Source organism: Bacillus sp. FSL M8-0049 (assembly GCF_038593355.1).
GTDB lineage: Bacteria > Bacillota > Bacilli > Bacillales > Bacillaceae > Bacillus > Bacillus safensis.
In genome coordinates this window covers 589,145-612,443 of the sequence record NZ_CP151986.1, presented here as the reverse complement: position 1 = coordinate 612,443, position 23,299 = coordinate 589,145, and the positions used below count along the sequence as shown (strand labels likewise).

Genomic DNA, 23,299 nt, shown 5'->3' with positions numbered 1-23,299 from the left:
ATGCTGAATGACAATTCAGTATGATAAAATTTAAAATATTCTAAAAACAAATTCTCTATTCATGAGAAATGTTTGGAGGTAAAGAAATGTCCAACATGACAAACGGTCTTCAAAAAAACCTTAAAACAAGACATATTTCGATGATTTCCATTGCTGGGGTCATTGGGGCAGGGCTATTTGTTGGTAGCGGCGCTGTCATTCATTCTGCAGGGCCTGGATCCATTCTTTCCTATTCTTTTGCCGGACTTCTGGTGATCTTTATTATGAGAATGCTTGGAGAAATGGCATGTGCCTATCCGACAAGCGGTTCTTTCTCACAATATGCGAGCGATGCCATCGGTCCATGGGCCGGGTTTACAATCGGCTGGCTTTACTGGTTCTTCTGGGTGATCGTCATCGCCATCGAAGCCATTGCCGGTGCTGCCATTATTCAATATTGGTATGGAGATGCACCTGTTTGGCTCACAAGCCTTATCCTCACAATCCTCTTAACATTAACAAATATCTTTTCTGTTAAATCTTTTGGCGAATTTGAATATTGGTTTTCATTAATTAAAGTCGTCAGCATCATTCTCTTTCTACTCATTGGTTTTGCATTTATCTTTGGTTTTGGCGGTCATCATACTTCAGGTCTTGCCAATCTAACAGGGAACGGCGGTTTTCTTCCAAATGGATTCAGCTCTGTGTTACTCGGAATCGTCGTCGTCATCTTTTCCTTCATGGGAACGGAGATTGTGGCCATAGCGGCCGGTGAATCAGCAGACCCAGTCAAATCTGTGACGACAGCCACCCGCTCTGTTGTATGGCGTATTATCGTATTCTATGTCGGATCAATTGCTGTCGTTGTCACCTTGCTTCCTTGGAATTCCGCAAGTATTTTAACAAGCCCGTTCGTTGCGGTATTAGAATACATTGGTGTTCCATCAGCCGCTCAAGTCATGAACGTCATTGTCTTAACAGCTGTTCTATCTTGTTTAAACTCCGGTTTGTACACAACGTCCAGAATGCTTTATTCATTAGCAGAAAGAGGCGAAGCGCCGAAACGCTTTATGAAAATCAGCAAACGTGGTGTTCCTGTAGCGGCTACAGTCGCAGGTACCTTCTTTTCCTACATTGCTGTCATGATGAACTACTTTTATCCTGAAACCATCTTTTTGTTCTTAGTCAATGCATCTGGCGCCATTGCTCTTCTTGTTTACTTGGTCATTGCCGTTTCACAATTAAGAATGCGACGCAAAATCGAAAAAGAAAATCCAGAACAGCTCAAAATCAAAATGTGGCTGTTCCCATACCTCACGTACTTTACCATTTTGGTCATTTGCGCCATCTTGGCATCGATGCTGTTTATCGAATCCATGCGGCCACAGCTCATTTTGACGAGTATCATTACCTTTGGCGTACTGGCTGCTTATTTCATCTTTAAACCGAATAAAAAAGTGCCTGCAAATGCGGCGCTTGAAAATAAACACCCTTAATTCTCCCGCTGAAAAGCGGGTTTTTTTATTTTATTCACCTATTTGGATGTCCGCACTTATACTGTATCAAATTGAATTTAAGTGAGGATTAGTCAACATGAACCTAGAAAAATTTGTTGACGAGCTTCCAATTCCAGAAGTCGCGGAGCCCGTCAAAAAGAACCCAAGACAAACGTATTATGAAATTGCTATGGAGGAGGTATTCTTAAAAGTTCATAGAGACCTGCCGCCAACCAAGCTATGGACCTATAATGGCAGCTTGCCTGGTCCAACCATTAAAGCCAATCGAAATGAAAAGGTCAAAGTGAAATGGATGAACAAATTGCCATTGAAACATTTTCTGCCTGTCGATCACACCATCCACTCCGGTCATCACGATGAACCAGAGGTCAAAACAGTCGTTCATCTGCATGGCGGCGTCACACCAGCAAGCAGTGACGGCTACCCAGAGGCCTGGTTCTCACGGGACTTTGAAGCAACCGGTCCTTTTTTTGAAAGAGAGACTTACGTCTACCCAAATCATCAGCAAGCCTGCACATTGTGGTATCACGATCATGCAATGGCACTGACACGACTAAATGTGTACGCCGGTTTAGCTGGGTTTTATTTGATCTCAGATGCATTTGAAAAGTCTTTAGAGCTTCCGAAAGATGACTACGACATTCCTTTAATGATTATGGACCGGACGTTTCAGGAGGACGGCTCACTGTTTTATCCTAGCAGACCAAACGACACACCAGAGGACAGTGACATACCAGACCCATCCATCGTGCCCTTTTTTTGTGGAGAAACAATTTTAGTCAATGGAAAAGTATGGCCATATTTAGAAGTAGAGCCGCGAAAATACCGTTTTCGTATTTTAAATGCGTCCAATACTAGAACTTACGAGCTGCATCTAGATAACGACGCCACAATCCTGCAAATTGGTTCCGATGGGGGCTTTTTGCCAAGACCCGTTCGCCATCAATCCTTTAGCATCGCACCTGCTGAACGTTTCGATGTCATCATCGACTTTTCAGCTTACGAAAACAAAACGATCACTCTCAAAAATACAGCCGGCTGCGGACAGGATGTGAATCCTGAAACAGATGCGAACATTATGCAATTCAAAGTCACACGCCCGCTAAAAGGGAGAGTACCTAAAACCTTACGTCCAATTTTCAAACCGCTGCCAGCGCTTCGGCCAAGTCGAGCTGATAGAGAGCGTACACTCACACTTACCGGCACACAGGATAAATACGGCCGCCCTATCCTATTGCTCGATAACCAATTTTGGAATGACCCTGTCACAGAAAATCCTCGTCTTGGCAGTCTAGAGGTTTGGTCTATCGTCAATCCAACCAGAGGGACACACCCTATTCATTTGCATCTTGTTCAATTTAGGGTTTTAGACAGAAGGCCATTTGATACAGAAGTCTATCAATCGACAGGAGAAATCGTGTATACAGGACCAAACGAAGCGCCTCCTTTACATGAACAAGGCTACAAGGACACCATTCAGGCGCATGCAGGTGAAGTCATTCGGATCGTTGCTCGATTTGTTCCATACAGCGGCCGATATGTGTGGCATTGTCATATTTTAGAACATGAAGATTATGACATGATGAGACCGATGGATATCATTCAGTAAAAATGAAACCACTCTTCCACTAAATGCGTAGAACTTATGAAACTGCTGATTACAAAGGGGCTAACGGACATCCATTCATTAGCCCTTTTATGATCCATTTCAAAATGGAAAAATAAATCGCATGAATCATTCCTTTGAAGAGCGTTCCATACTTAAAAAGTTGACGCAGCAAACCGATAATACTACTATATACCCATTACATCTATCAAAAGGCACATAAGCCATAATGAACGAACAAATGGAAAATTGCGATAAAAAACGGAGGAGTTCAATTTGAATGAAGAAAAAGAGACTTGCCAGGTCAAACAAGAAACAGCGGCAGGTAACAGAGAGAAGCTTTCAATCCATGAGAACGAGAGCATTCGCTCAAACATTGAACAACTAACCATTGAACTCAGTGAACAAAAAGAATTCAATCACTTCATATTAGATGAAAAACAAAAGGCCATCAGCACATTATCTTCCCTCATCACAAAAGGCGATTGTGAAGAAGACTTAAAGACTCATTTTGAACAAGCATTACATATTGGACTTTCTGTCATAGAGATTATGGAGATTATTAAACACTGTACAAAGGTTGCTGGATTCCCTCACTCCATTAATGCCCTGTTTATCTTTCAGAACTTATTAGATGAAAACAAATAAAACAGAGAAAACGAGATGTCATCAGTCCTCTCGTTTTTTTATGTTCACTCATACTACTCTTTTTCTTTTCTTCTGTCACATAAGTAAAATATGAAAATAGCCCTCGTATCCCTGCTTAAAAACTGATTTTCCTTCTATAAATCCACCATTTCTCCAGCATTTCAAGTGACAAAATAAAAAAACGTCCAGTTATATAAATAACTGAACGTTTCATTTATCGATTGACAGTGAAATTGTTAACGATTCCGCCATCCTTCTCCCAAGCGGCTTCCACTGTTTTCTTCTTCATATTGTATTCAAAAATCGTTCTTACCTTCGCCTTTCGTCCGGTGTCATCCTTTAATTCTTTTGCGTTTTTTGCAACACCTAAGAAATAAACAGACGACCCGTCCGTAGAAAATTGCGGCTGTGCAGCACTTAAAATATGAACATCCTGGCTGTTTTTAACGAGTGTCGTCGTTTTTCCTGTTTCTACATCAAGCATCTTAATCGAGGATATTTCTTTTTCTTTACGAACCTTTACTTCTGTATAAATCAATTTCTTATGATCTGGAGAAAATGAAATATCATTGATCGTTTGTGAGATACGTGCAATGCGTTTCTCCTTCTCACCTGTTTGAAGGGTGATCTTCATGGTCGTTGGTTCAGGATCTCTTCCCTTTTCATTCGCTTCATCGGTTTTTTGATAATCTTCTTTTAAAGAATAATGCTGGATCGCCAAATCATTTGAAGTCGGATCATATGCAAAAGAACTCACCGTATCATCCTTGCTTTTTTCTGGATACAGCTCCCTCATTTTGTGTGTGTTCAAATCAAAAGACGCGACAAAAAATTGCTCTCCAGAATCCTTGTTATACCTTAGAAATAACTTCTTTCCGTCACCAGACAGCCTCATACTGTCGATGGAATCATCACTCGTAAACAGTGTTTTTTCTTCTTCAGATTTCACATTTAATTCCCGAATACTCACCTTTTGCGTGTCTTCATCCGTATACGTGTAATATAAAACTTGTTTCGTAGAATCATAAGCAATCGAAGGATATGCTGTCAGTTTCTCCGTATGAAGCGCCCGATCATGCAAGTAATAAGTATTGTTTAACTTTTGATCTGTAAATGAAACGAGCAATTCGTCTTTTGCATCTTGATTTGTTTTGACTTTCCCTGCATGTTTCGCCTCTTGCCCCGGCTTCATCATGAAGAAAAGAACTGCCGCAATCACTGCGACGCCAATAACTGTGATGATCCACCATGTTGATTTTTTCATTGCCTTTCAGACCCTCTCTACAAGAAAAGAAGCCAGAAAATGAACTTTTCCCGCTTCTTTGCATGCCTATGTATTAATAAGTGTAATGCCCTTTTACGACACCTTTACTTGTTTTATACCCAAGTGCTTTGAATGCTTTTGGACTTACGTCTAATACAGCATTTGGCATTCTGCCTACATCATATTTATATACTGTAATCACTTTATGTGGTTTCGCTTTTGTTGTCACTCTTAGTTTTGTACCTTTTTTCGGTACGTCAAAGCCCATTTTAGTTGCTGCATCCCAATGACCGAGTTTTTTTCCATCTGCGCCTTTTTTGCCGACACCATTGTACCAAGTAATATTGCCGCTTACTTTTTTTGCACTTGCTCCATGTGAGAAACTGAATGCTAAAAATAAACTAGCTACTGTTACGATTGTCGTGATAAGCTTTTTATTCATTAAGAAATCCTCCGTTTTTGGTTTCTGCACTCATTATACATGAAGATGAACCCAGTTATTTTACAGACACATTACAATTCAAATACAAGTTGACCACTTTATGACCGATAAAGTTCATAAATACTACCATAAACAGCCAGAACATTGTAAGCAGCCCCCCTCCTTCATTTTATATAATGAAAGTGAATCAAATTTAAGGAGGAATTTTCATGAAAAAGTGTTTCACCGTTTTGATTGTAAGTTTGGCCTTCGTTTTGATGTTTTCAAGTCTTCCTGCCTCAGCGGCTAGTCCTCGTCACGGCGCCATTGTGACGCAAACAGATGAAGCCAAATGGTCAGGTATCTCTGCTGATATTGTCCTGCCGAAAACAGCCACCATTAAAAATGGCTATGCGGACTGGTATCTCGGTCTCGGCTCTGCTGTTGTAGAGAGCGGTATTTCAAAAACGTCTTCTGGCTATAAGGTTTTTCTAGGCAGCGGCTCACAAGGCGGCAGTAAATACTGGAACAGCGAATACGATACAAGTATTAAAGATGGCGCACGGGTCAACTTAAAGCTCATCAACAATGGTGATGGCACGGTGTCACTATATGTCAATGGGAAATTGCGCTATAAGCAGCCTGTTTACAACCCTAGCCGTCTGAAAAACCTTGATGTTGTCAAAATGGTACATGGCGTACAGGATAATGGAACAAATAGCTATTCACAAGCAAGCTTTTCGAATGTACAGCTTCGTGCAAATACATCAGGAAGTGTCTATAAAAATTGGGACGGGTCAATCAAATCGTCACTTTTACGTAAAAATTTAGAATCCGGTGCCGCAGCTCCTAAATTCACCGTCATTTCTTCTATCCCATTAAGTACAAGCCTTTCAGCACAATAAGAAAAAAGCACCCCCCATTGGGTGCTTTTTATTGTTCACAGCTTATCAACACTTCTCTTTTAATCAAAACAAAGATTCGTGGTAACATAAACATACAACATTCGACGAAAAAAGGAGAACGAACGTGAAAAAAAGTCTACTTGTTTTCATGAGTCTGGTTGCAAGTCTCTCCATTCTAGCAGCATGCTCAAATACGACAAAAGAACAAAAACCAGAATCTAAGGCACTTCCAACGATTAATGAACGCATTCAAAAGGAAACGAAAGAAGTGATGGAGCAGTCTAAGCTCATCAAAGACACTGACATCACCGTTGATCAAAAGAAAAAAATCATTTCTTTAAACGTAACGGCTTCCTCTGATACCAATAGTGATTACGCTGAAGTCATCGGTTTAAACTTTGCAAAAACGCTGGCCATTGGAGCATCAACTGAAAAAGAAAACAATCTGCATAAACCTGAAAATGACAGCCTCGGCGCCCTCTATTCCTTTTATGACCTAAACATCACCGTGAAACAAGAAAACGGCAAGGTGCTGGCAAAGGGAACGAAAAAAACAAATGAAACAAAAATCACTTGGGAAAGAGCCCAATAATTGGACAAGAAAATCCTTTATGGATTTTCTTGTTTTTTTTAACAAAACTATTAACTTTATGAAAAGAATGCCGATTAGTAAGATTGTGTTGGTTCTTAAGTACCAATAATTCTTATTTACATATCGGAGGAAAGTATCATGAAAAGAACAACTGAATTTGTTTTAGGTTTAATTGGCGGTATTTTTGGATTTTTCGGCGCAATGTTCGCTCTTGCTTTCGGAGGAATCGATGCAGCATTTAGCGATTCAGGCACGAGTGAAATTACAGGATTAGGCTGGGCAGCAATGCTTTTCTCTATTCTTGCCATTGTCTCATCTGTCATTGTAAAGAAAAAAGCAAAGCTTGGTGGAATTTTATTATTAGTATCTGCTGTAGGCGGCATTATTTCTATTTCTATGTTCTTCATCCTTCCAGCTGTATTAATCATCATTGCAGGCTGCATGGGCGTGTTTAGAAAAGAGCCTGTCGTCAATAACACAACTGCATAAAAATAGAGAATAAAGCTTGTAGAGATTGCTCTACAAGCCTTTTCTCTCTACTCTTTGTAATTCATATTGAATGGCATCAACTAACTCTATTATGTTTTCATCTGTCCAAAGATCCAACATAAACAATATATCATTCACCATGTGTGACAAATCTTCTTGGCTCATCAATTCTTCTTTGTAAGCAGGGACAACAAAGAAATAGAGTAGATCAGCCAATTCAAGAACGACACGTACATCTTTTTCATCCATGATGGCTTTATGCAAAGAATGAATCAGCCATTTGAGATCTTCATGAATTTCAATAGGAACATACATCAATTGGTGTATTTCATCGGTATCCCTCTCACTTAGAATCCTCTCAGCAGATTCCTTTGAAAGAGCCCCAACTGTATTTGAAGATATATTCAGAAACAAGAATTCATGTTGATCCTCTCTATTAACCGTCTTGATTGACGAACCTTCCATCTCAATCACTCCCAATCCCTTATAATAATTCTATTATAAGGAAATTCAAGTTCGTTTTAAGTCACAAGAAGTGGATTTTATGTAATTTTAAGCTAACTGGTTTATAAAAAACAATCCAAAACAATTATTTTCTATTTTTATCATTTTTTGTTGATTTACAAGTACTTTTATCCTATTATAATAGTCATGATCAATATATAAGCACAGGACGCTTATATAAATTAAACAAAAGGGGATTTTCATTTTGAAGAAATTCTATGCTTTATTTTTAGCTTTAGGGCTAACATTTACACTGGCTGCTTGCGGCTCAACAGAAGATGTGTCTACAGGTGCATCTAAAGAAAAAGAGTCTACAAGCACAAAAACACAATCAAAAAACAAAAAAGACGATGGTTCAAAGAAAATAAATGCGAGCAAACACAAAACAACTGCTCAAGGAATGAAAGTAAACCTTGGCGAGATTAAAATTATGAAGGATAGAATCAATGTTGGGATGAATATCGAAAATACGACAGATAAAGTTCTAAACTTCTATCCAGATCAAGGTAAAGTTGTAGCTGGAAGCATGCAATTAGATGCCAATATGTTTATGACTGATGGTGATATTGGTGGCGAAGTTGAAGGTGGCGTTAAACAAGATGGTGTTATTCAATTCTTAGCTCCTGAGGGCAAAGAGATCAACATTAAAAATATCAAAGAATTAAAGCTGAAATTTGGAAATGTCACAACTGACGATTACATGAATAGTAAAGATGTAACCTTCACAGTTAAAGTAAAATAATTTGTTTCATTAAAGCCCTTGAATGATGAGGGCTTTTTTATTTATCATCACAAAAAAACACTTTCCTAGAAGAAAGTGTTTAAGTAACGTTCTCATTCATTTTTAGCGCTTCATAAGAATAACTGATCTTTCGAGAAGCCTCTTACACGGAACTCTCTTTTCATCGCCTCAGCCATTTCCACTTCACCCTCTGCCTCCAGCTTTTCAATGATGCGGTCATAATCTCTTTCGTGGCGATTTTGGCTTAATTTGAAAGCAGCCTGAACTTCATCAATGATGATCTTAAAACCTACAATGCCTTTCATTTGCTTCTCTAACAGTTCCTCAGACAACGTATCCCATAACACTGGATGTTCTCTGCGAGTTTCGTATGTCTCCAGCATTGTGGTTAATTCCTTAACCAGTTCCGATTTTTCAAGCAGTTCCGCCTTTCCATAAACATGAACAGCCTGGTAATTCCATGTTGGTACTGCTTCTTTTTCATACCATGAAGAGGATATGTAGGCATGCGGCCCTTGAAAGATGACGAGCGTCTTCTCGCTCTCTTCAAACGTTTTCCACTGAGGATTCCCAATCGCCATATGCCCTGAGATCACATACAAATCGTCAACTTGATGAAAACTCAACGGAATATGTGTCGCAATGGGCTTTCCATTCGATGTCGTCACAACTGTTGCAAATGAATGAGATTGAATAAATGATTTGATTTTCTCCATATCTTTCACTTGAAAAAATGATGGAACATGCATGTACCCTTCCCCCTTTTTGATCACCTCAATGTTTTGGTCATAATGAAATCCATTTGCTCTTCGTCCCCCATGAGAAAGGCGTGCACCCCTGTTTGAACAAACCCATGCTTTTGATAGAAAGCGATGGCCGCTCTATTGTGCTCCCACACCCCAAGCCAAACATCCCGTTTATGATGATTTTTCGCAATTTCAATGGCTTGATCGATTAAATATTTGCCTAATCCTTGCTTTTGAAAGAATTGCTTGATATAAATTCTTTCAATCTCTAACGCGTCATCGCCCATCTCTTCTGATTGGGCATCATTCATATTGATCTTCAAATAACCAGCTATTTCCCCATTCACTTGAACAAAATAAAACTGTGAAGAAGGGTGCTGTAATTCCTTTAACAGCTGGTTTAGGTGAAAAGCTGTCTTCACGTAAGCTTCGATATGTTCCACTTTGTTTTGATCCAGAAAGGTTTCTTTAAACGTATTGATCCCTATTTTCTGTAGCTCCTTTACATGTTGTACATTGCACCGAATGAAATTGACGGTCATAAAGTCGCCCTCCTTATTAATTAGTAGCTTCTCTTTATCCCTTTTTTCACATCTTCCCAGTCCTTTTCTATATTCTTTCGCACCCTTAGAAGATACTCATAAATCTGTTCCGCTTCTTCCTCAGAAAACCCACTGAGCGCCACTTGATTCGAATAATCATGTTCTCGTTTGATCATTGGGTAGACCGTTATCCCTTTTTCAGTTGGAAACAGCTTTTTGATTTTTTTATTCACACGATCCTCTTTTTTCTCAATAAACCCATGCAGTTCTAGCTTTTTGATAGCCCGAGCCGCCGTAGTTCGATCCACCTTAATCATTTCCGCCAGCTTTTCCTGAATGATACCAGGCTCCTCACAAATACGCACAAGATACAAATACTGCCCCTTCGTTAAATCGTATTCTTTAAATTCAATATTACTTATGGAATCAAGCGCACGAGCAATCACGCCGATCTCCCGCAAAATCTCTTTCATGTACCTCGTCTCCTTTTGTTGCATTTACAACAAACAACTAAAATCAGTATAACCAATTAATGTTGTATTTGCAATAAAAAACCCACCCTCCAATTGGAAGTGGGTTTTTTATTTATCACGCTTCTTTGATCCAAACACTCCAAACACGACGGCCAGTGCAACAATAATCGCTACCCATGTAGTGAAGCCCATATGATCACCGCTTTTCTTTTTAAAATACCGTATCGGGTAAAAACCCATGAAATCACTTACTCTTATTTTAACGATTGAAAAGCAGAAAAGGTTTCAATTCAGCAGCCCTGATACTTTTTATTGCATGTGATCAAATTCATGAAGACATAACAAAAACCCCTATATTTCAAGGGGTTTTCGAGGGTGTTACATCATTCCGCCCATTCCACCCATGCCGCCCATATCTGGCATTCCGCCGCCTGAGCCGCCTTCTTCTGGTTTGTCAGCAACGACTGCTTCAGTTGTTAGAAGCATTGCTGCTACAGAAGCTGCGTTTTGAAGTGCAGAGCGAGTTACTTTTGTTGGGTCAACGATTCCTTTTTCGATCATGTTTACCCATTCGTTTGTTGCTGCGTTGAAGCCTACGCCAATTTCTTCGTTTTTCAAGCGCTCAACGATAACAGATCCTTCAAGACCTGCGTTGTGAGCGATTTGACGAATTGGCTCTTCAAGAGAACGTAGAACGATGTTCACACCTGTTTGAACGTCACCATCAGCTTCGATTGAAGCGACTTTGTTGTATACATTCACAAGTGCTGTACCACCACCGGATACGATACCTTCTTCAACTGCTGCGCGAGTTGAGTTCAGTGCATCCTCGATGCGTAGTTTACGCTCTTTTAGTTCTGTTTCAGTAGCAGCACCAACTTTGATGACAGCGACGCCGCCAGCTAGTTTTGCAAGACGTTCTTGTAATTTTTCTTTATCGAATTCAGAAGTTGTTTCTTCTACTTGAGCACGGATTTGGTTCACACGTGCTGCAATTTGAGCAGAATCTCCTGAGCCCTCTACGATTGTTGTGTTTTCTTTTGTCACAACAACTTTAGACGCGCGGCCAAGCTGACCGATTTCAGTTGATTTCAGGTCAAGTCCTAGGTCTTCTGTGATTAATTCTCCGCCAGTTAGAACAGAGATGTCTTCAAGCATTGCTTTACGACGATCACCGAATCCAGGTGCTTTTACTGCCACTGCGTTGAATGTACCACGAAGTTTGTTCACAACAAGAGTTGCAAGTGCTTCGCCTTCTACATCTTCAGCAATGAGCAATAATGGTTTTCCTTGTTGTACAACTTGCTCAAGTACAGGAAGGATTTCTTGAATGTTTGTGATCTTTTTATCCGTAATTAAGATGTAAGGATTTTCAAGAACCGCTTCCATCTTATCAGAATCCGTCACCATGTATGGTGAAGCATATCCGCGGTCAAATTGCATACCTTCAACCACTTCAAGCTCAGTTGTGAATCCTTTAGATTCTTCAATTGTGATAACTCCGTCGTTACCTACACGTTCCATAGCTTCTGCGATTAGGCTGCCGACTTCTTCATCTGCTGCAGAAATAGCCGCAACTTGAGCAATTGATTCTTTGCCTTCGATTGGTTTAGAAATCTCGTGCAAGCCTTCAAGTGCTACTTTCACTGCTTCTTCGATCCCTTTACGCACGCCAACAGGGTTTGCACCAGCTGTTACGTTTTTCAGACCTTCACGGATCATCGCTTGAGCTAGAACTGTTGCAGTCGTAGTACCGTCACCAGCTACGTCGTTTGTTTTGCTTGCAACTTCAGCCACAAGTTTTGCACCCATGTTTTCAAATGCATCTTCTAATTCGATTTCTTTTGCAATCGTTACACCATCATTTGTGATAAGTGGAGAACCGAATTTTTTCTCAAGAACCACGTTACGTCCTTTAGGTCCTAAAGTTACTTTTACAGCATCTGCAAGTGCATCTACACCGCGTAACATCGCGCGACGTGCTTCTTCACTGAACTTAATATCTTTTGCCATAATAACGAAACCTCCTCAGTCTTTTTAAAAATTTATCTCAATTTTTTTATGTGATTAGCCAATAACGGCTAAAATGTCGCTCTCACGAAGGATTAAATATTCTTTGCCTTCATATTTCACTTCAGTGCCTGCATATTTTGAGAAGATAATGCGGTCGCCTGTGCTTACTTCTAACGCAACGCGCTCACCACTTTCAAGTACACGCCCTGAACCTGCTGCAACAATTTTACCTTCTTGCGGTTTTTCTTTTGCAGAATCCGGTAAAACAATACCGCTAGCGGTTTTTTCCTCAGATTCAACGAGTTCAATGATTACGCGATCGCCTAATGGCTTTAACATAAGAAACAACCTCCTCAATTTTTATATGTAGTCTTTTTTAGCACTCATCACCAGAGAGTGCTAACACATTTATTATAATAAAGAATGTCTTCTGCAATTTCAAGTAAAAACCTTTAAAAATTTTTACGCTTTCACGATCTTTTTTGATCTCAGATTCTTTCCTTTTCATCGAAAAAGGAGACTTGTGTTACAATAAATCTAGTTCTTTTAGTAAAGGGGTTTTCGTTACTTGAAAAAACAATATTGGTACATCATCTTAACGTATATATTGGTGCAGGTTTCTGCGTTTCCTTATGTGCTCATTATGAAATGGCTGGGATTCATTCAATCACCGATGACTCAAACAGAGCTTTCAAAATTATCAGGAACGTGGACAATCATCAGTTTTTGTATCGGATTGATCATTATTCTGCTCATCCTTCGAACCGTCCCAAAAGCTTCACTGCGAAATGAAGCGCCAGTTTCAATCGGTTCTGCTATCGCATGGATCATTGGCGGTTTCTTTCTTTCTCTCTTTGCACAATCGATTGCGGGGGCGATTGAACAATATGGATTCGGCATTGGCCGTGAGTCAGAAAATACGCAAACCATTTTATCCATTATGGATGCCGTTCCTTGGCTTGTCATTGTCATCGCCCTGATTGGTCCAATCTTAGAGGAAATCATTTTCCGTAAAATCATCTTTGGTGTGATTTATGAAAAAACGAATTTCTTCATTGGAGCACTTGCCAGTTCAGTGGTTTTCGCTGCTGTACACTATGATTTTCCCCATATCTTGCTCTATACCGCAATGGGCTTTACCTTTGCCTTTTTATATGCGAAAACAAAACGAATCATTGTTCCAATCGGCGCTCACATGCTGATGAATTCACTTGTCGTTCTTGTGCAGATTGAGCCAGTGAAAAAAATGATTGAAGAACAATCTCAAACCATGCAAATGATTATTGGAGGCTTTTTCTCATGAGAAACCCAGTCGTATGGGGCATCATTTATTTTGCCGTAGGTGTGGCTTTCACCTATATGGCCATTCAAAACCCAGGTGACATGTGGTCATTTTACAGTATTTTGCTGATGGTGTTTGCGGCCTATAATATCAATATCGCGCTTAAAATGTTTGCCTTCTCTGTCAAACTCAAAAAACAGCAGCAAAAATAAATTAAAAACCATTTTCCACTGTTGGAAAATGGTTTTTTTATGGAGGATGTATCTTCATGGAACATGAAAAACTTCGTATATTCAATGATCAGCATGAAACAATTGGAGCTGCCGCTCGTTCAGTTGTCCACGCCCAAGGCCATTGGCATGAAACATTTCATTTCTGGCTTCTTAAAAAAGAGCATAACACCATGTATCTCTATTTTCAGTTAAGAAGTCCCGCAAAAAAGGATTTTCCTTCTCTGTTTGATATCACCGCAGCGGGCCATCTTCTCGCAGATGAACAGCCTTCTGGTGGCTTAAGAGAGGTAGAAGAAGAACTTGGTCTTTCCATCCCTTTTGAGAACCTCACCTTTGCAGGTGTCATACAGGATGAAATCCATATGCCTTCGTTCATCGATCGTGAGTTCTGCCATGTGTACCTTTATATGAATCAAGTTGAGCACATGGAAGTTCATCTACAGAAAGAAGAAGTCGCTGGTCTGTACAGAGCAAAGCTGCTTGATGCGCAGCAGCTGTTAACAGGGACATGTGAAAGAATTCGAATCGAGGGCTTTCAAGTTGATGCAAACGAAGAACGACGTGAGGAAAGCATCGAAGTGGGTGTTCATGATTTTGTCCCGCATGTGCCCGCCTATTATGAGCACCTCTTTCACGCGATCAATCAATTTCTTATACAATAGAAAAAGCATCGTGATCCTCATTGGATCATGATGCTTTTTTATGAAACATAATGTTTTTCTTTCTCCTCTGTTTGCTGCATTTTGCGGTAGGTCACTCTCGAAATGATAATGCTCACTTCATATAAAACGAGCATTGGCAAGGTGACCATGAGGTGAGAAACAAGCTCTGGCGGTGTAATAAGTGCGGCAATGACAAGGAGGACAAAATAGGCATACTTCCGTATTTTTGATAAAAACATCGGTGTGATGATACCAAGTCTTGTGAGAAACATCAACACGACGGGCATCTGAAACAAAAAGCCAAATGGAAGTGTTAACTGCATCAGAAATGTAAAATACTCATGAATCCCAATGACTTGCTCTACATTTAAATCATTCGACATTCGCATCATAAAGTCGACGACAAACGGAAACAAAATAAAATAAGAGAAAGCCACACCGCTCAAAAATAAAAGCAGTGCAATCGGAATGTAAGCAAGTGTCACCTTTCTTTCTTTTTCATATAAGCCAGGACTCACAAACGCCCACAGCTGATATAAAATAACGGGACACGTCAAAACCAAAGCAATGACAAATGCGAACTGCATAAACACGTACAGTGGATCTGTAAGCTTAAATGCGTTCAGCGTGAGTGTTGCCGCTTCATCGGTATTTTGTAAATACACAATGACCGGCTTCGCGAGAAAAAAACCAGCCACCATAAAGGCGACAAAAAACATCGCAATGATCACTAAACGTTTTCGCAGTTCCACAATATGCTCCATAAGCGGCATATCTTTGACATTCATGAAGCTCATCCTATTCTACTGATCTTCTTTTTTCTTTTTTTCTTCCTGATCATCAGCTAAGCCTTTTGTGGCATTTTTGAATTCACGTAGTGTATCTCCTGCTGCTCTTCCTAATTCAGGAAGCTTTTTCGGCCCAAAAATAATGAGCGCTACAATCGCAATCAGAATCAAACTCCCAGGACCGATCGGACCCATTTGCTCCACCCCCTTTACCCCTTTTCGTCAGTCCTCCTGCGTAACAGAGTAATGCTTTAAGAAATACACAAGAGACTGAAGTTCAACCGCCAAATCTATATGATGAATTCGAATGTGTTCCGGCACATTCAATCGAGCCGGCGTAAAGTTAAGGATTCCTTTGATGCCAAGGGCAATCAAACGATCTGTAATGGATTGAGCTGCTACGGCAGGTACTGTCAAAATCGCAACAGGGATATCTCCTACCTCTTGAACATGCTCTTCAAGCTTATCCAAATCATAGACAGGCACGCCGCCTATCTCACTTCCTATTTTACTCTCATTGACGTCAAAAGCCATTGAAATTTTTGTATTATTATTTTTTATGAAATTATAGTGTAAAAAAGCAGTCCCTAAATTCCCGACACCGATGAGCATGACATTGGTCATTTCATCTTGGTCAAGGGTCTTTCTGAAGAAGGTCAAGAGATAATCGACATTATAGCCATACCCTTTCTTCCCAAGTGCACCAAAGTACGAAAAATCTCGGCGAATGGTGGCAGAATCCACTTTGACTGCATCACTAAGCTCTGCCGATGACACCCTTTGTTTTCCTGATGCATGCAGATTTTTTAAAAAACGGTAGTATAGCGGCAAACGTTTGGCTGTCGCTTGTGGAATTTTTGACTGATCTATATTCATATAAGGTCCTCCAACTTAAATATCAGATGCTCTGTGAAAATCACCGTTTTTCCCGCCTGTCTTTTCAATTAGATAGGTAGGACCGATGATCATGCCTTTATCAATCGCTTTGCACATGTCGTAAACGGTCAGTGCACATACTGAAGCAGAAGTGAGCGCTTCCATCTCCACACCCGTACTTCCTTTTGTTTTTACCTGTACTTGTATGTTCAGGATGTGCGCATTTCCGTCTTCCTCCCAATGAAAGGAGATATCCACGCCTTTTAGTGCAAGCGGATGACACATTGGAATGATGGTAGATGTTTGCTTTGCTGCCATGATGCCAGCAACCTGTGCAACAGACAGCACATCTCCTTTTCCAATTTCACGTTGCTCTATTTTATGAAACACTTCTTTTATCATACGAACACTTGAAACAGCAACGGCGGTTCTCACTGTAGACGATTTGTCACTAATGTCGACCATCTTTGCTCTTCCCTGTTCGTTAAAGTGGCTAAATTGACTCATCTTTCAACGCTCCCTCACTCAAATGATACACTATTTTTTCCTATCTGTCTTTCATTTGAATATGGCGATTGTATGTAACATTTGCCGGTTTACTGCTGATAAGCTACACTTAACATATTATAGCAGAGGTGAAGTTACATGATGATTCTACAAGTGAATCAGCTGTCCAAATCGTTTGGCGCTGATACCGTTTTAACGAATATAAAATTGGAAGTCAAAGCAAGGGATCGCATTGCCATTGTAGGTCGTAACGGCGCAGGCAAATCCACGCTTTTAAAAATCATTGCCGGTCAAATGTCTTACGAGCAAGGTGAGATCATCAAACCAAAAGACCTATCGATCGGCTATTTAGCACAGCATACCGATGTAACGTCTACACGTACGTTAAAAGACGAATTATTATCGGTTTTTGATCATTTAAAAGAGATGGAACAAGAAATGAGAACCATTGAGGAGAAAATGGCTTCTTCCACAGGTTCTGAGCTGGATGCCTTGATGAAAACCTATGACAGGCTGCAGCAGGAATTTAAAGATCAAGGCGGCTATCAATATGAAGCAGATGTCCGCTCCATTCTTCATGGACTCGGCTTTAGTCATTTTGAAGATGAGACAACCGTCCAATCCTTAAGCGGCGGTCAGAAAACCCGTCTAGCGCTTGGAAAGCTCTTATTAATGAAACCAGAACTCTTAATTCTGGATGAGCCGACCAACCATTTAGATATTGATACCTTATCATGGCTGGAGCAGTATTTGCAAAATTATACAGGTGCCATTCTCATCGTGTCCCATGACCGTTATTTCTTAGACAAAGTCGTAAACCACGTCTATGAAGTCTCAAGAACTTCGATGAAAAAGTTTGCAGGGAACTATAGTAAGTATCTTGAGCTGAAAGCAGAGCAGCTCGAGCGGGATATGAAACTATACGAAAAGCAGCAAGAAGAGATCTCAAAGCTTCAGGATTTCGTGGACCGCAACCTGGCAAGAGCTTCAACTACAAAGCGCGCTCAAAGCAGACGCAAGCAGCTCGAACGAATGGATCGTTTAGATAAGCCTTTAGGAGACGAAAAATCCGCAAACTTTCATTTTGATATTACGAGACAAAGCGGCAATGATGTGCTGAAGGTGCATGATCTCGATATTCGTTATGATGAAAAAACACCGCTCCTATCCTCTCTTTCTTTTCAGATTAAACGCGAGGATAGTGTGGCACTCATTGGTCCTAACGGGATCGGGAAATCAACCCTTTTAAAAACGTTAACGAACACATTAACACCAGTAAAAGGCGACATCACTTTTGGATCTCATGTCACGATCGGCTACTATGACCAAGAGCAGGCCAAACTGACATCCTCGAAAAAAGTGCTCAATGAGCTTTGGGATGACTATCCTCATATGAATGAAAAAGAAATTCGGACATGTTTAGGAAACTTCCTTTTTTCCGGTGATGACGTTTTAAAGCCTGTCCATGCATTAAGCGGTGGAGAAAAAGCACGCCTTGCACTGGCAAAGCTGATGCTCCAAAAAGCCAATTTTCTTATTCTCGATGAGCCGACAAACCATCTGGACTTAGATAGTAAGGAAATTTTAGAGAATGCACTAATCGATTATCCAGGAACCATCTTATTTGTTTCGCATGATCGTTATTTTATCAATCGTCTTGCTACGAAAGTATTTGAGCTGTCGCCTACAGAAACAAGAGAATATCTCGGTGATTATGACTACTATCTTGAAAAGAAAAATGAACAATTAGAGCTGGAAGCACTTCAAGAAAATGAGCCGCTTAAAAAACAAGCTGCACAGCCAGCAGAAAAGGCAAAGCTTTCTTATGCGGAAGAAAAAGAACTGAAAAAGAAAGAAAGACAAAAGCAGCGCAGAATCGAAGAAATTGAAGAACGCATTGCTGTCGTCGAAGACAAGCTCGGTGAAAATGAAGAGCTGCTATGTGATCCTGATATTTTTCAAGATCACGAGAAGGTCCAAGCCATTCAGACAGAAAATGATACGCTCAATCAAGAGCTGGAATCACTTTTTGCGGAGTGGGAAGAGCTGTCAGAAGCTTAAAGAGTGCCCTAAAAGGTACTCTTTTTTCTTTCAAAGAAAATTTATTATCCACAATGATACCCACAATAACTTCTTGATTATTCTTAAATACATTAGACTTATCCACTTTATCCACAGAGTTTTAATCACATATCCACAAAAAAGATCATATTTATACACATCCTCTTCATTTTAAAACAAAATTTTCTAACAATTGTGGATATATAACGTTTACATGTGAATAAATCGCTTTCATAAAAAATAAAAACCCCTGTAATCCACAGGAGTTTTCATTCATATGAGACTAGCGGTAGCCCTGGCTGGCCATTCATCGCCATATCGCCTCTGATTCCTTTTTCAAACGCAATGGTTCCAGCGGCAGCGATCATGGCTGCATTGTCTGTGCAAAGAGATAATGGCGGAATAATGACTTTCACTTCTGGCAGCTTCGTAAATGCTGAGGTTAAAGCTTTTCTTAGTCCTTTATTGGCAGCGACTCCTCCAGCTAGAACGACCTGCTTCACGCCATAGGCTTCAGCCGCTTTCAATGTTTTCCCAACAAGCACCTCAATGACGCTTGCTTGAAAACTTGCGGCCAAATTCTCTGGGGCAATCGTTTCTCCCTTTTGTGACGCATTGTGTAACGTGTTGATCACAGCTGATTTTAAACCACTGAAGCTAAAGTGATAAGACCCTTCTTCAAGCCATGCACGAGGAAGCTTAATTGTCGGCTCTCCTTCATGTGCTAACCGATCAATATGAGGTCCGCCTGGGTACGGGAGACCCATCGTCCGGGCCACTTTATCGTACGCTTCTCCAGCTGCATCATCTAAAGTTTCTCCGATGACCTCAAAAGATCCATGCTCCTTCATTAAAACAAGCTCAGTATGTCCGCCGGAGACAACAAGAGCTAAACATGGGAACTCCAATTCATCAACAAGCTGGTTTGCATAAATATGCCCTGCAATATGATGAACACCAACAAGAGGAATTTGATGGGCAAAGCTCAGTGCCTTTGCTGCATTGACACCAATCAGCAAAGCACCCACGAGGCCAGGTCCTTCTGTGACAGCAATCGCATCTAAATCCTTAAAGCTCATACCCGCCTGTGCCATCACTTCTTCTAATACGATGGTGACTTGCTCCACGTGATGCCTTGAAGCAATTTCGGGTACAACTCCGCCAAATCGTTTATGACTGTCTATTTGCGAGGCGACCACATTCGCCACGATTTCCTTTCCATTTTTGACAATGGACGCAGCTGTTTCATCGCAGCTTGTTTCTATACCTAATATGAATCGATCTGTTTGTTCACTCATTTATATTCACCCACATGACTAATGCATCTTCTCCATTATCCGTATAATAATTCTTTCGAATAGAAGCTGGTCTGAAACCGAGCTTTTCATAGAGGGATTGTGCTAGTGTATTTGAAACCCGCACCTCTAAAGAAAGATGATCTGTCTTTTTTTCTTTGCAAAATTCCATGACATATCGAAGCAATGCTTCCCCGTAGCCTTTTCCTCTATGCTCAGGGAGAATCGCAATGTTCGTAATTTGTGCATCGTCCATGACAATCCAGACCCCGCAATACCCAACAGGCTGCTTATCTTCTCCAATGAGGAAATAATGGCTGTATTGGTTATGAAGAATCTCATAGACAAACGATTCCTTTTTCCAAGGCGCTGTAAACGAATGCACTTCAATCGTATACACCTCTGGAATATCCGCTACTGTCATTTGTCGTATCTCTGCTATGTGAAGATTATTTTTGTCCTTCAAGCCATTTCACTTCCGCTTCTGCCAAACGAATATAGTTAGGAACAAGCTGATGGACATCTTCAGCAGGACGATCTGCGCCTAAAAATGCAAGCACTGAAGGTCTTGGGTTATGAAATGTCCCCTCTCCCAGTACAGCCGTTTCTCCTAAAATGGAGCGAATGCTCTCTTCATGAAGATGCACATCTTGTCCAAGAAATAGAACAGGCTTTCCTGTCTGCTTCAGTTCATGAAGCCAATCCGTGAGCAAGATATTTTGATCTGGTTCTACCTCTTTGATCTTACCCTTTTCAAACATATATAGTCCGGTATAAACTTGTCCTCTTCTCGCATCAAATAGAGGTGAGATATACCCATCAAAATATTGGCCATTTGCCGCAAGTGTTTCTAAACTCGAAACAGCTGATATCGGGATAGACAGCGTCCACGCAAGTGTTTTTGCGATGGTAACACCGATTCTGACGCCAGTGTAAGAACCAGGTCCTTTTGCTACAACGATTTTGCTTAATTCGCTTGGTGATACACCACATTCTTTCATCAATGCTTCAACAGTAGGCATCGCTCGGACGGAATGGTTCTTTTTTAAATACGTAATGCTCTCGCCAATCACAGTGAAATCTCTTACAAGAGCAATTCCTAGTGTATGGTTTGATGTATCAATGGCCAGTATGGTCAAATTCTTTCATCTCCTTACAAAGGGTCTCATAACGCTCCCCTTTTGCATCAAACGTGAGATGCCGTTCTTCTTCACGTTCTGTTCTCAGCATTTCTATTTTTAAATAGGAAGAAGGCAATTGAGGCTCAATAAGATGTGCCCATTCAACCAAGCATATACCTTCACCCTCAAAATATTCTTCGAGTCCGATCTCTTCATCTGCATCTTCCATGCGATACACATCCATATGATAAAGTGGCAGTCTGCCATCAGTATATTCTTTAATAATTGTAAAGGTGGGGCTGTTGACGATACGGGTAATTCCTAAGCCTTCCGCAAAACCTTTTGAAAAAGTGGTTTTGCCTGCACCTAAATCTCCTTCTAATGTCAATACATCGCCTGGCATCACAAGTTTGGCCAAAGCAGCGGCAATTCGTTTCGTCTCATCCGCACCTTTTGTCGTCCATGTTAATTTCACCGGTGATGTCACCTCATTTCTTAAAATGATTATATCCTTTTTTCATTAACATTGTTTGTTGATCATTGTCTTTTAACATAACACTGGCTGCTTGATCATCTTTGACTTGTCCAATACGTGTGATCTGAATGCCTTCTTTTTGACATTGCGATTCAAAGCTTTCCCAATCAGATTCTGGTATCGTACCAGTCAAAACAAAATCTTCTCCCCCAAACAAAACCCATTCAAGCCAGTCTTTGCGGAGCACCTGTAGATCTGGATGAATTGGAAGCTTATCAGCTTCTATCTCGATCATCACACAGCTCGCTTCGGCTATTTCATTCAACTCACTCGCTAGTCCATCACTCACATCATTCAAGGTCACACGCGGGAAACTTGAACAAATGTGTCCAGCAGCAATATGAGGCTGAGGCATTTTATGACGCTTAAGAAAAAAATCAGTATCGACCGCCTTAGAAGAGGCTGCTTTGTTTAAGATTGATAACCCAGCAGCTGATGAACCGAGTTCACCTGTGACAAAGACAACGTCTCCAGTCTGCGCACTGTGACGATAACAAGCTTTTCCCTTTGAAACCTCACCAATCACAGTCACGGTAATGACAAAGTCACTGCGGGTGGCCACTGTATCTCCACCAATCAAATCCATATGATAAGAGTCAGCCAACGCTTTCATTCCCTCGTAAAGTTCCGTGACGATTGTCTCATCACCATGAGGCGGGATCGCAATTGAAACAAGATAATACTTTGGGGTCCCTCCCATTGCAGCGATATCACTGACATTGACTGCCACTGCCTTAAAGCCAACTTCAAATGGTGTGGAAAAGTCAAAACGAAAATGAATATGCTCCACCATTGTATCAACACAAACGACCTCTTCACAATGTGAATGAGGTTGATAAACACTTGCATCATCACCGATGCCCATGATCAAAGAGCGCTGATATGTATCTTTTGGTGTGATTCGGCGAATAAGATCAAATTCATCCATAAAAAGACAGCCCCTTCTTGCAATCAATTGGTTAAGTAGACATGAGGTCAAACACAGTTAGTATTAGTGTAGCGAATATAAGTCTCAGTTCCAACTAAAAATGATATAAAGAAAGCCTGGTGTGAAAAAACCAGGCTGAGTTGAGGTAATCTATCTATTCTTTCTTATAGTGTAGCCAAACACAAATCATTTCATTGCAACTTGGGCACTTGTAGAAAGAAAAAGACATAAAAAAAAACGAAACTATACGTTTTCGTTTACAAGTCATAAAAATGGCGGTCCGGACGGGACTCGAACCCGCGACCTCCTGCGTGACAGGCAGGCATTCTAACCAACTGAACTACCGGACCATTTTGGTTGCGGGGGCAGGATTTGAACCTGCGACCTTCGGGTTATGAGCCCGACGAGCTACCGAACTGCTCCACCCCGCGATGATATAAAGATAACAAGCTTGGCGGCGTCCTACTCTCACAGGGGGAAACCCCCAACTACCATCGGCGCTGAAGAGCTTAACTTCCGTGTTCGGTATGGGAACGGGTGTGACCTCTTCGCTATCGCCACCAAACCTGA

General features: G+C 40.8%; 29 protein-coding genes, 2 tRNA genes and 1 rRNA gene. 11 read left to right on the top strand and 21 right to left on the bottom strand.

What is annotated here, in order from left to right; translation table 11 throughout:
• The first annotated feature begins 86 nt into the window (after positions 1–86).
• From gabP to NSU13_RS03065, 3 genes are all read left to right on the top strand, one after another.
• A complete protein-coding gene (gabP, locus tag NSU13_RS03075; RefSeq protein ID WP_024424482.1) occupies positions 87–1,475 on the top strand; it encodes a GABA permease in 1,389 nt (462 codons plus the stop codon).
• A 97-nt stretch (positions 1,476–1,572) separates the two neighbouring features.
• On the top strand, positions 1,573–3,105 hold the full coding sequence (locus NSU13_RS03070) for a multicopper oxidase domain-containing protein (protein WP_211043987.1): 1,533 nt from the start codon (positions 1,573–1,575) through the stop codon (positions 3,103–3,105).
• Between the two features lie 273 nt (positions 3,106–3,378).
• A complete protein-coding gene (locus NSU13_RS03065; RefSeq protein WP_034282883.1) occupies positions 3,379–3,750 on the top strand; it encodes a carboxymuconolactone decarboxylase family protein in 372 nt (123 codons plus the stop codon).
• A gap of 214 nt (positions 3,751–3,964) precedes the next feature.
• Here the strand turns inward: NSU13_RS03065 and NSU13_RS03060 are convergent, their stop codons facing one another.
• Both NSU13_RS03060 and NSU13_RS03055 read right to left on the bottom strand, forming a co-directional pair.
• On the bottom strand, positions 3,965–5,014 hold the full coding sequence (locus NSU13_RS03060) for a hypothetical protein (RefSeq protein ID WP_046314188.1): 1,050 nt from the start codon (positions 5,012–5,014) through the stop codon (positions 3,965–3,967).
• A gap of 73 nt (positions 5,015–5,087) precedes the next feature.
• The gene (locus tag NSU13_RS03055; protein WP_024424478.1) at positions 5,088–5,456 is read right to left on the bottom strand and encodes an RlpA-like double-psi beta-barrel domain-containing protein; all 369 of its coding nucleotides are present in this window, start codon (positions 5,454–5,456) and stop codon (positions 5,088–5,090) included.
• Between the two features lie 209 nt (positions 5,457–5,665).
• Here NSU13_RS03055 and NSU13_RS03050 point away from each other — a divergent pair, with 209 nt between their 5' ends.
• From NSU13_RS03050 to NSU13_RS03040, 3 genes are all read left to right on the top strand, one after another.
• A complete protein-coding gene (locus tag NSU13_RS03050; protein ID WP_024424477.1) occupies positions 5,666–6,340 on the top strand; it encodes a hypothetical protein in 675 nt (224 codons plus the stop codon).
• A gap of 124 nt (positions 6,341–6,464) precedes the next feature.
• Entirely contained in the window at positions 6,465–6,932 is a 468-nt protein-coding gene (locus NSU13_RS03045) for a hypothetical protein (protein WP_024426723.1), read from the top strand.
• Between the two features lie 138 nt (positions 6,933–7,070).
• Positions 7,071–7,421 (top strand): DUF4064 domain-containing protein, encoded by a 351-nt coding sequence (locus NSU13_RS03040; RefSeq protein WP_025092751.1) that lies wholly within the window; start codon positions 7,071–7,073, stop codon positions 7,419–7,421.
• 30 nt (positions 7,422–7,451) lie between these two features.
• On the opposite strand, the gene NSU13_RS03035 is transcribed toward NSU13_RS03040, so the two are convergent.
• The gene (locus tag NSU13_RS03035) at positions 7,452–7,895 is read right to left on the bottom strand and encodes a hypothetical protein (RefSeq protein ID WP_139142212.1); all 444 of its coding nucleotides are present in this window, start codon (positions 7,893–7,895) and stop codon (positions 7,452–7,454) included.
• A gap of 235 nt (positions 7,896–8,130) precedes the next feature.
• On the opposite strand from NSU13_RS03035, the gene NSU13_RS03030 reads away from it, so the two are divergent.
• Positions 8,131–8,667: a hypothetical protein gene (locus NSU13_RS03030; RefSeq protein WP_024426726.1), complete on the top strand. Its 537-nt coding sequence runs from the start codon at positions 8,131–8,133 to the stop codon at positions 8,665–8,667.
• Between the two features lie 110 nt (positions 8,668–8,777).
• Here NSU13_RS03030 and NSU13_RS03025 read toward each other — a convergent pair whose 3' ends face one another.
• From NSU13_RS03025 to groES, 6 genes are all read right to left on the bottom strand, one after another.
• Positions 8,778–9,416 carry an FMN-binding negative transcriptional regulator gene (locus NSU13_RS03025; RefSeq protein WP_342489845.1) on the bottom strand — a complete coding sequence of 213 codons (639 nt, stop codon included), beginning with the start codon at positions 9,414–9,416 and terminating at the stop codon, positions 8,778–8,780.
• A 20-nt stretch (positions 9,417–9,436) separates the two neighbouring features.
• Positions 9,437–9,955, bottom strand: a complete 519-nt coding sequence (locus NSU13_RS03020; RefSeq protein ID WP_342489844.1) for a GNAT family N-acetyltransferase — start codon at positions 9,953–9,955, stop codon at positions 9,437–9,439.
• A gap of 20 nt (positions 9,956–9,975) precedes the next feature.
• Positions 9,976–10,428 carry a MarR family transcriptional regulator gene (locus NSU13_RS03015; protein WP_065215064.1) on the bottom strand — a complete coding sequence of 151 codons (453 nt, stop codon included), beginning with the start codon at positions 10,426–10,428 and terminating at the stop codon, positions 9,976–9,978.
• Between the two features lie 108 nt (positions 10,429–10,536).
• On the bottom strand, positions 10,537–10,668 hold the full coding sequence (locus NSU13_RS03010; protein WP_255290936.1) for a hypothetical protein: 132 nt from the start codon (positions 10,666–10,668) through the stop codon (positions 10,537–10,539).
• Between the two features lie 138 nt (positions 10,669–10,806).
• A complete protein-coding gene (gene groL / locus NSU13_RS03005; RefSeq protein ID WP_024424467.1) occupies positions 10,807–12,441 on the bottom strand; it encodes a chaperonin GroEL in 1,635 nt (544 codons plus the stop codon).
• Between the two features lie 54 nt (positions 12,442–12,495).
• Entirely contained in the window at positions 12,496–12,780 is a 285-nt protein-coding gene (gene groES / locus NSU13_RS03000) for a co-chaperone GroES (RefSeq protein ID WP_024426730.1), read from the bottom strand.
• Between the two features lie 229 nt (positions 12,781–13,009).
• Here groES and NSU13_RS02995 point away from each other — a divergent pair, with 229 nt between their 5' ends.
• From NSU13_RS02995 to NSU13_RS02985, 3 genes are read left to right on the top strand one after another with little or no spacing between them, the layout of a single operon-like run.
• Positions 13,010–13,744, top strand: coding sequence for a CPBP family intramembrane glutamic endopeptidase (locus NSU13_RS02995; RefSeq protein WP_034283019.1), 735 nt, complete (start codon positions 13,010–13,012; stop codon positions 13,742–13,744).
• Positions 13,741–13,935: a YdiK family protein gene (locus NSU13_RS02990; RefSeq protein WP_003213897.1), complete on the top strand. Its 195-nt coding sequence runs from the start codon at positions 13,741–13,743 to the stop codon at positions 13,933–13,935. The genes NSU13_RS02995 and NSU13_RS02990 overlap by 4 nt, the downstream gene beginning before the upstream one ends.
• 56 nt (positions 13,936–13,991) lie before the next feature.
• A complete protein-coding gene (locus NSU13_RS02985; protein ID WP_024426732.1) occupies positions 13,992–14,618 on the top strand; it encodes an NUDIX domain-containing protein in 627 nt (208 codons plus the stop codon).
• Positions 14,619–14,656: 38 nt separating this feature from the next.
• On the opposite strand, the gene tatC is transcribed toward NSU13_RS02985, so the two are convergent.
• The 4 genes from tatC to moaC are packed head-to-tail and all read right to left on the bottom strand — an operon-like array spanning position 14,657 to position 16,789.
• Positions 14,657–15,415: a twin-arginine translocase subunit TatC gene (gene tatC / locus NSU13_RS02980; protein WP_098676753.1), complete on the bottom strand. Its 759-nt coding sequence runs from the start codon at positions 15,413–15,415 to the stop codon at positions 14,657–14,659.
• 6 nt (positions 15,416–15,421) lie between these two features.
• The gene (locus tag NSU13_RS02975) at positions 15,422–15,601 is read right to left on the bottom strand and encodes a twin-arginine translocase TatA/TatE family subunit (RefSeq protein ID WP_008355689.1); all 180 of its coding nucleotides are present in this window, start codon (positions 15,599–15,601) and stop codon (positions 15,422–15,424) included.
• A 27-nt stretch (positions 15,602–15,628) separates the two neighbouring features.
• The gene (locus NSU13_RS02970; RefSeq protein ID WP_008355687.1) at positions 15,629–16,282 is read right to left on the bottom strand and encodes a redox-sensing transcriptional repressor Rex; all 654 of its coding nucleotides are present in this window, start codon (positions 16,280–16,282) and stop codon (positions 15,629–15,631) included.
• 15 nt (positions 16,283–16,297) lie between these two features.
• The gene (gene moaC, locus NSU13_RS02965; RefSeq protein ID WP_024424463.1) at positions 16,298–16,789 is read right to left on the bottom strand and encodes a cyclic pyranopterin monophosphate synthase MoaC; all 492 of its coding nucleotides are present in this window, start codon (positions 16,787–16,789) and stop codon (positions 16,298–16,300) included.
• A gap of 138 nt (positions 16,790–16,927) precedes the next feature.
• Here moaC and NSU13_RS02960 point away from each other — a divergent pair, with 138 nt between their 5' ends.
• Positions 16,928–18,850, top strand: a complete 1,923-nt coding sequence (locus tag NSU13_RS02960; RefSeq protein ID WP_268437167.1) for an ABC-F family ATP-binding cassette domain-containing protein — start codon at positions 16,928–16,930, stop codon at positions 18,848–18,850.
• Between the two features lie 269 nt (positions 18,851–19,119).
• On the opposite strand, the gene tsaD is transcribed toward NSU13_RS02960, so the two are convergent.
• The 8 genes from tsaD to rrf form a co-directional block, all read right to left on the bottom strand.
• Entirely contained in the window at positions 19,120–20,148 is a 1,029-nt protein-coding gene (gene tsaD, locus NSU13_RS02955; RefSeq protein WP_024426735.1) for a tRNA (adenosine(37)-N6)-threonylcarbamoyltransferase complex transferase subunit TsaD, read from the bottom strand.
• A complete protein-coding gene (gene rimI, locus NSU13_RS02950) occupies positions 20,141–20,569 on the bottom strand; it encodes a ribosomal protein S18-alanine N-acetyltransferase (RefSeq protein WP_342489843.1) in 429 nt (142 codons plus the stop codon). The genes tsaD and rimI overlap by 8 nt, the downstream gene beginning before the upstream one ends.
• 25 nt (positions 20,570–20,594) lie before the next feature.
• Positions 20,595–21,284 (bottom strand): tRNA (adenosine(37)-N6)-threonylcarbamoyltransferase complex dimerization subunit type 1 TsaB, encoded by a 690-nt coding sequence (gene tsaB / locus NSU13_RS02945; protein ID WP_342489842.1) that lies wholly within the window; start codon positions 21,282–21,284, stop codon positions 20,595–20,597.
• Positions 21,265–21,741, bottom strand: a complete 477-nt coding sequence (gene tsaE / locus NSU13_RS02940) for a tRNA (adenosine(37)-N6)-threonylcarbamoyltransferase complex ATPase subunit type 1 TsaE (protein ID WP_034283027.1) — start codon at positions 21,739–21,741, stop codon at positions 21,265–21,267. The genes tsaB and tsaE overlap by 20 nt, the downstream gene beginning before the upstream one ends.
• A gap of 13 nt (positions 21,742–21,754) precedes the next feature.
• The gene (gene thiL / locus NSU13_RS02935; RefSeq protein WP_342489841.1) at positions 21,755–22,729 is read right to left on the bottom strand and encodes a thiamine-phosphate kinase; all 975 of its coding nucleotides are present in this window, start codon (positions 22,727–22,729) and stop codon (positions 21,755–21,757) included.
• A gap of 273 nt (positions 22,730–23,002) precedes the next feature.
• Positions 23,003–23,079, bottom strand: a tRNA-Asp gene (locus NSU13_RS02930).
• Positions 23,080–23,083: 4 nt separating this feature from the next.
• Positions 23,084–23,160: transfer RNA gene (locus NSU13_RS02925), tRNA-Met, on the bottom strand.
• A gap of 18 nt (positions 23,161–23,178) precedes the next feature.
• A 5S ribosomal RNA gene (rrf, locus tag NSU13_RS02920) occupies positions 23,179–23,294 on the bottom strand.
• Positions 23,295–23,299: the final 5 nt, after the last annotated feature.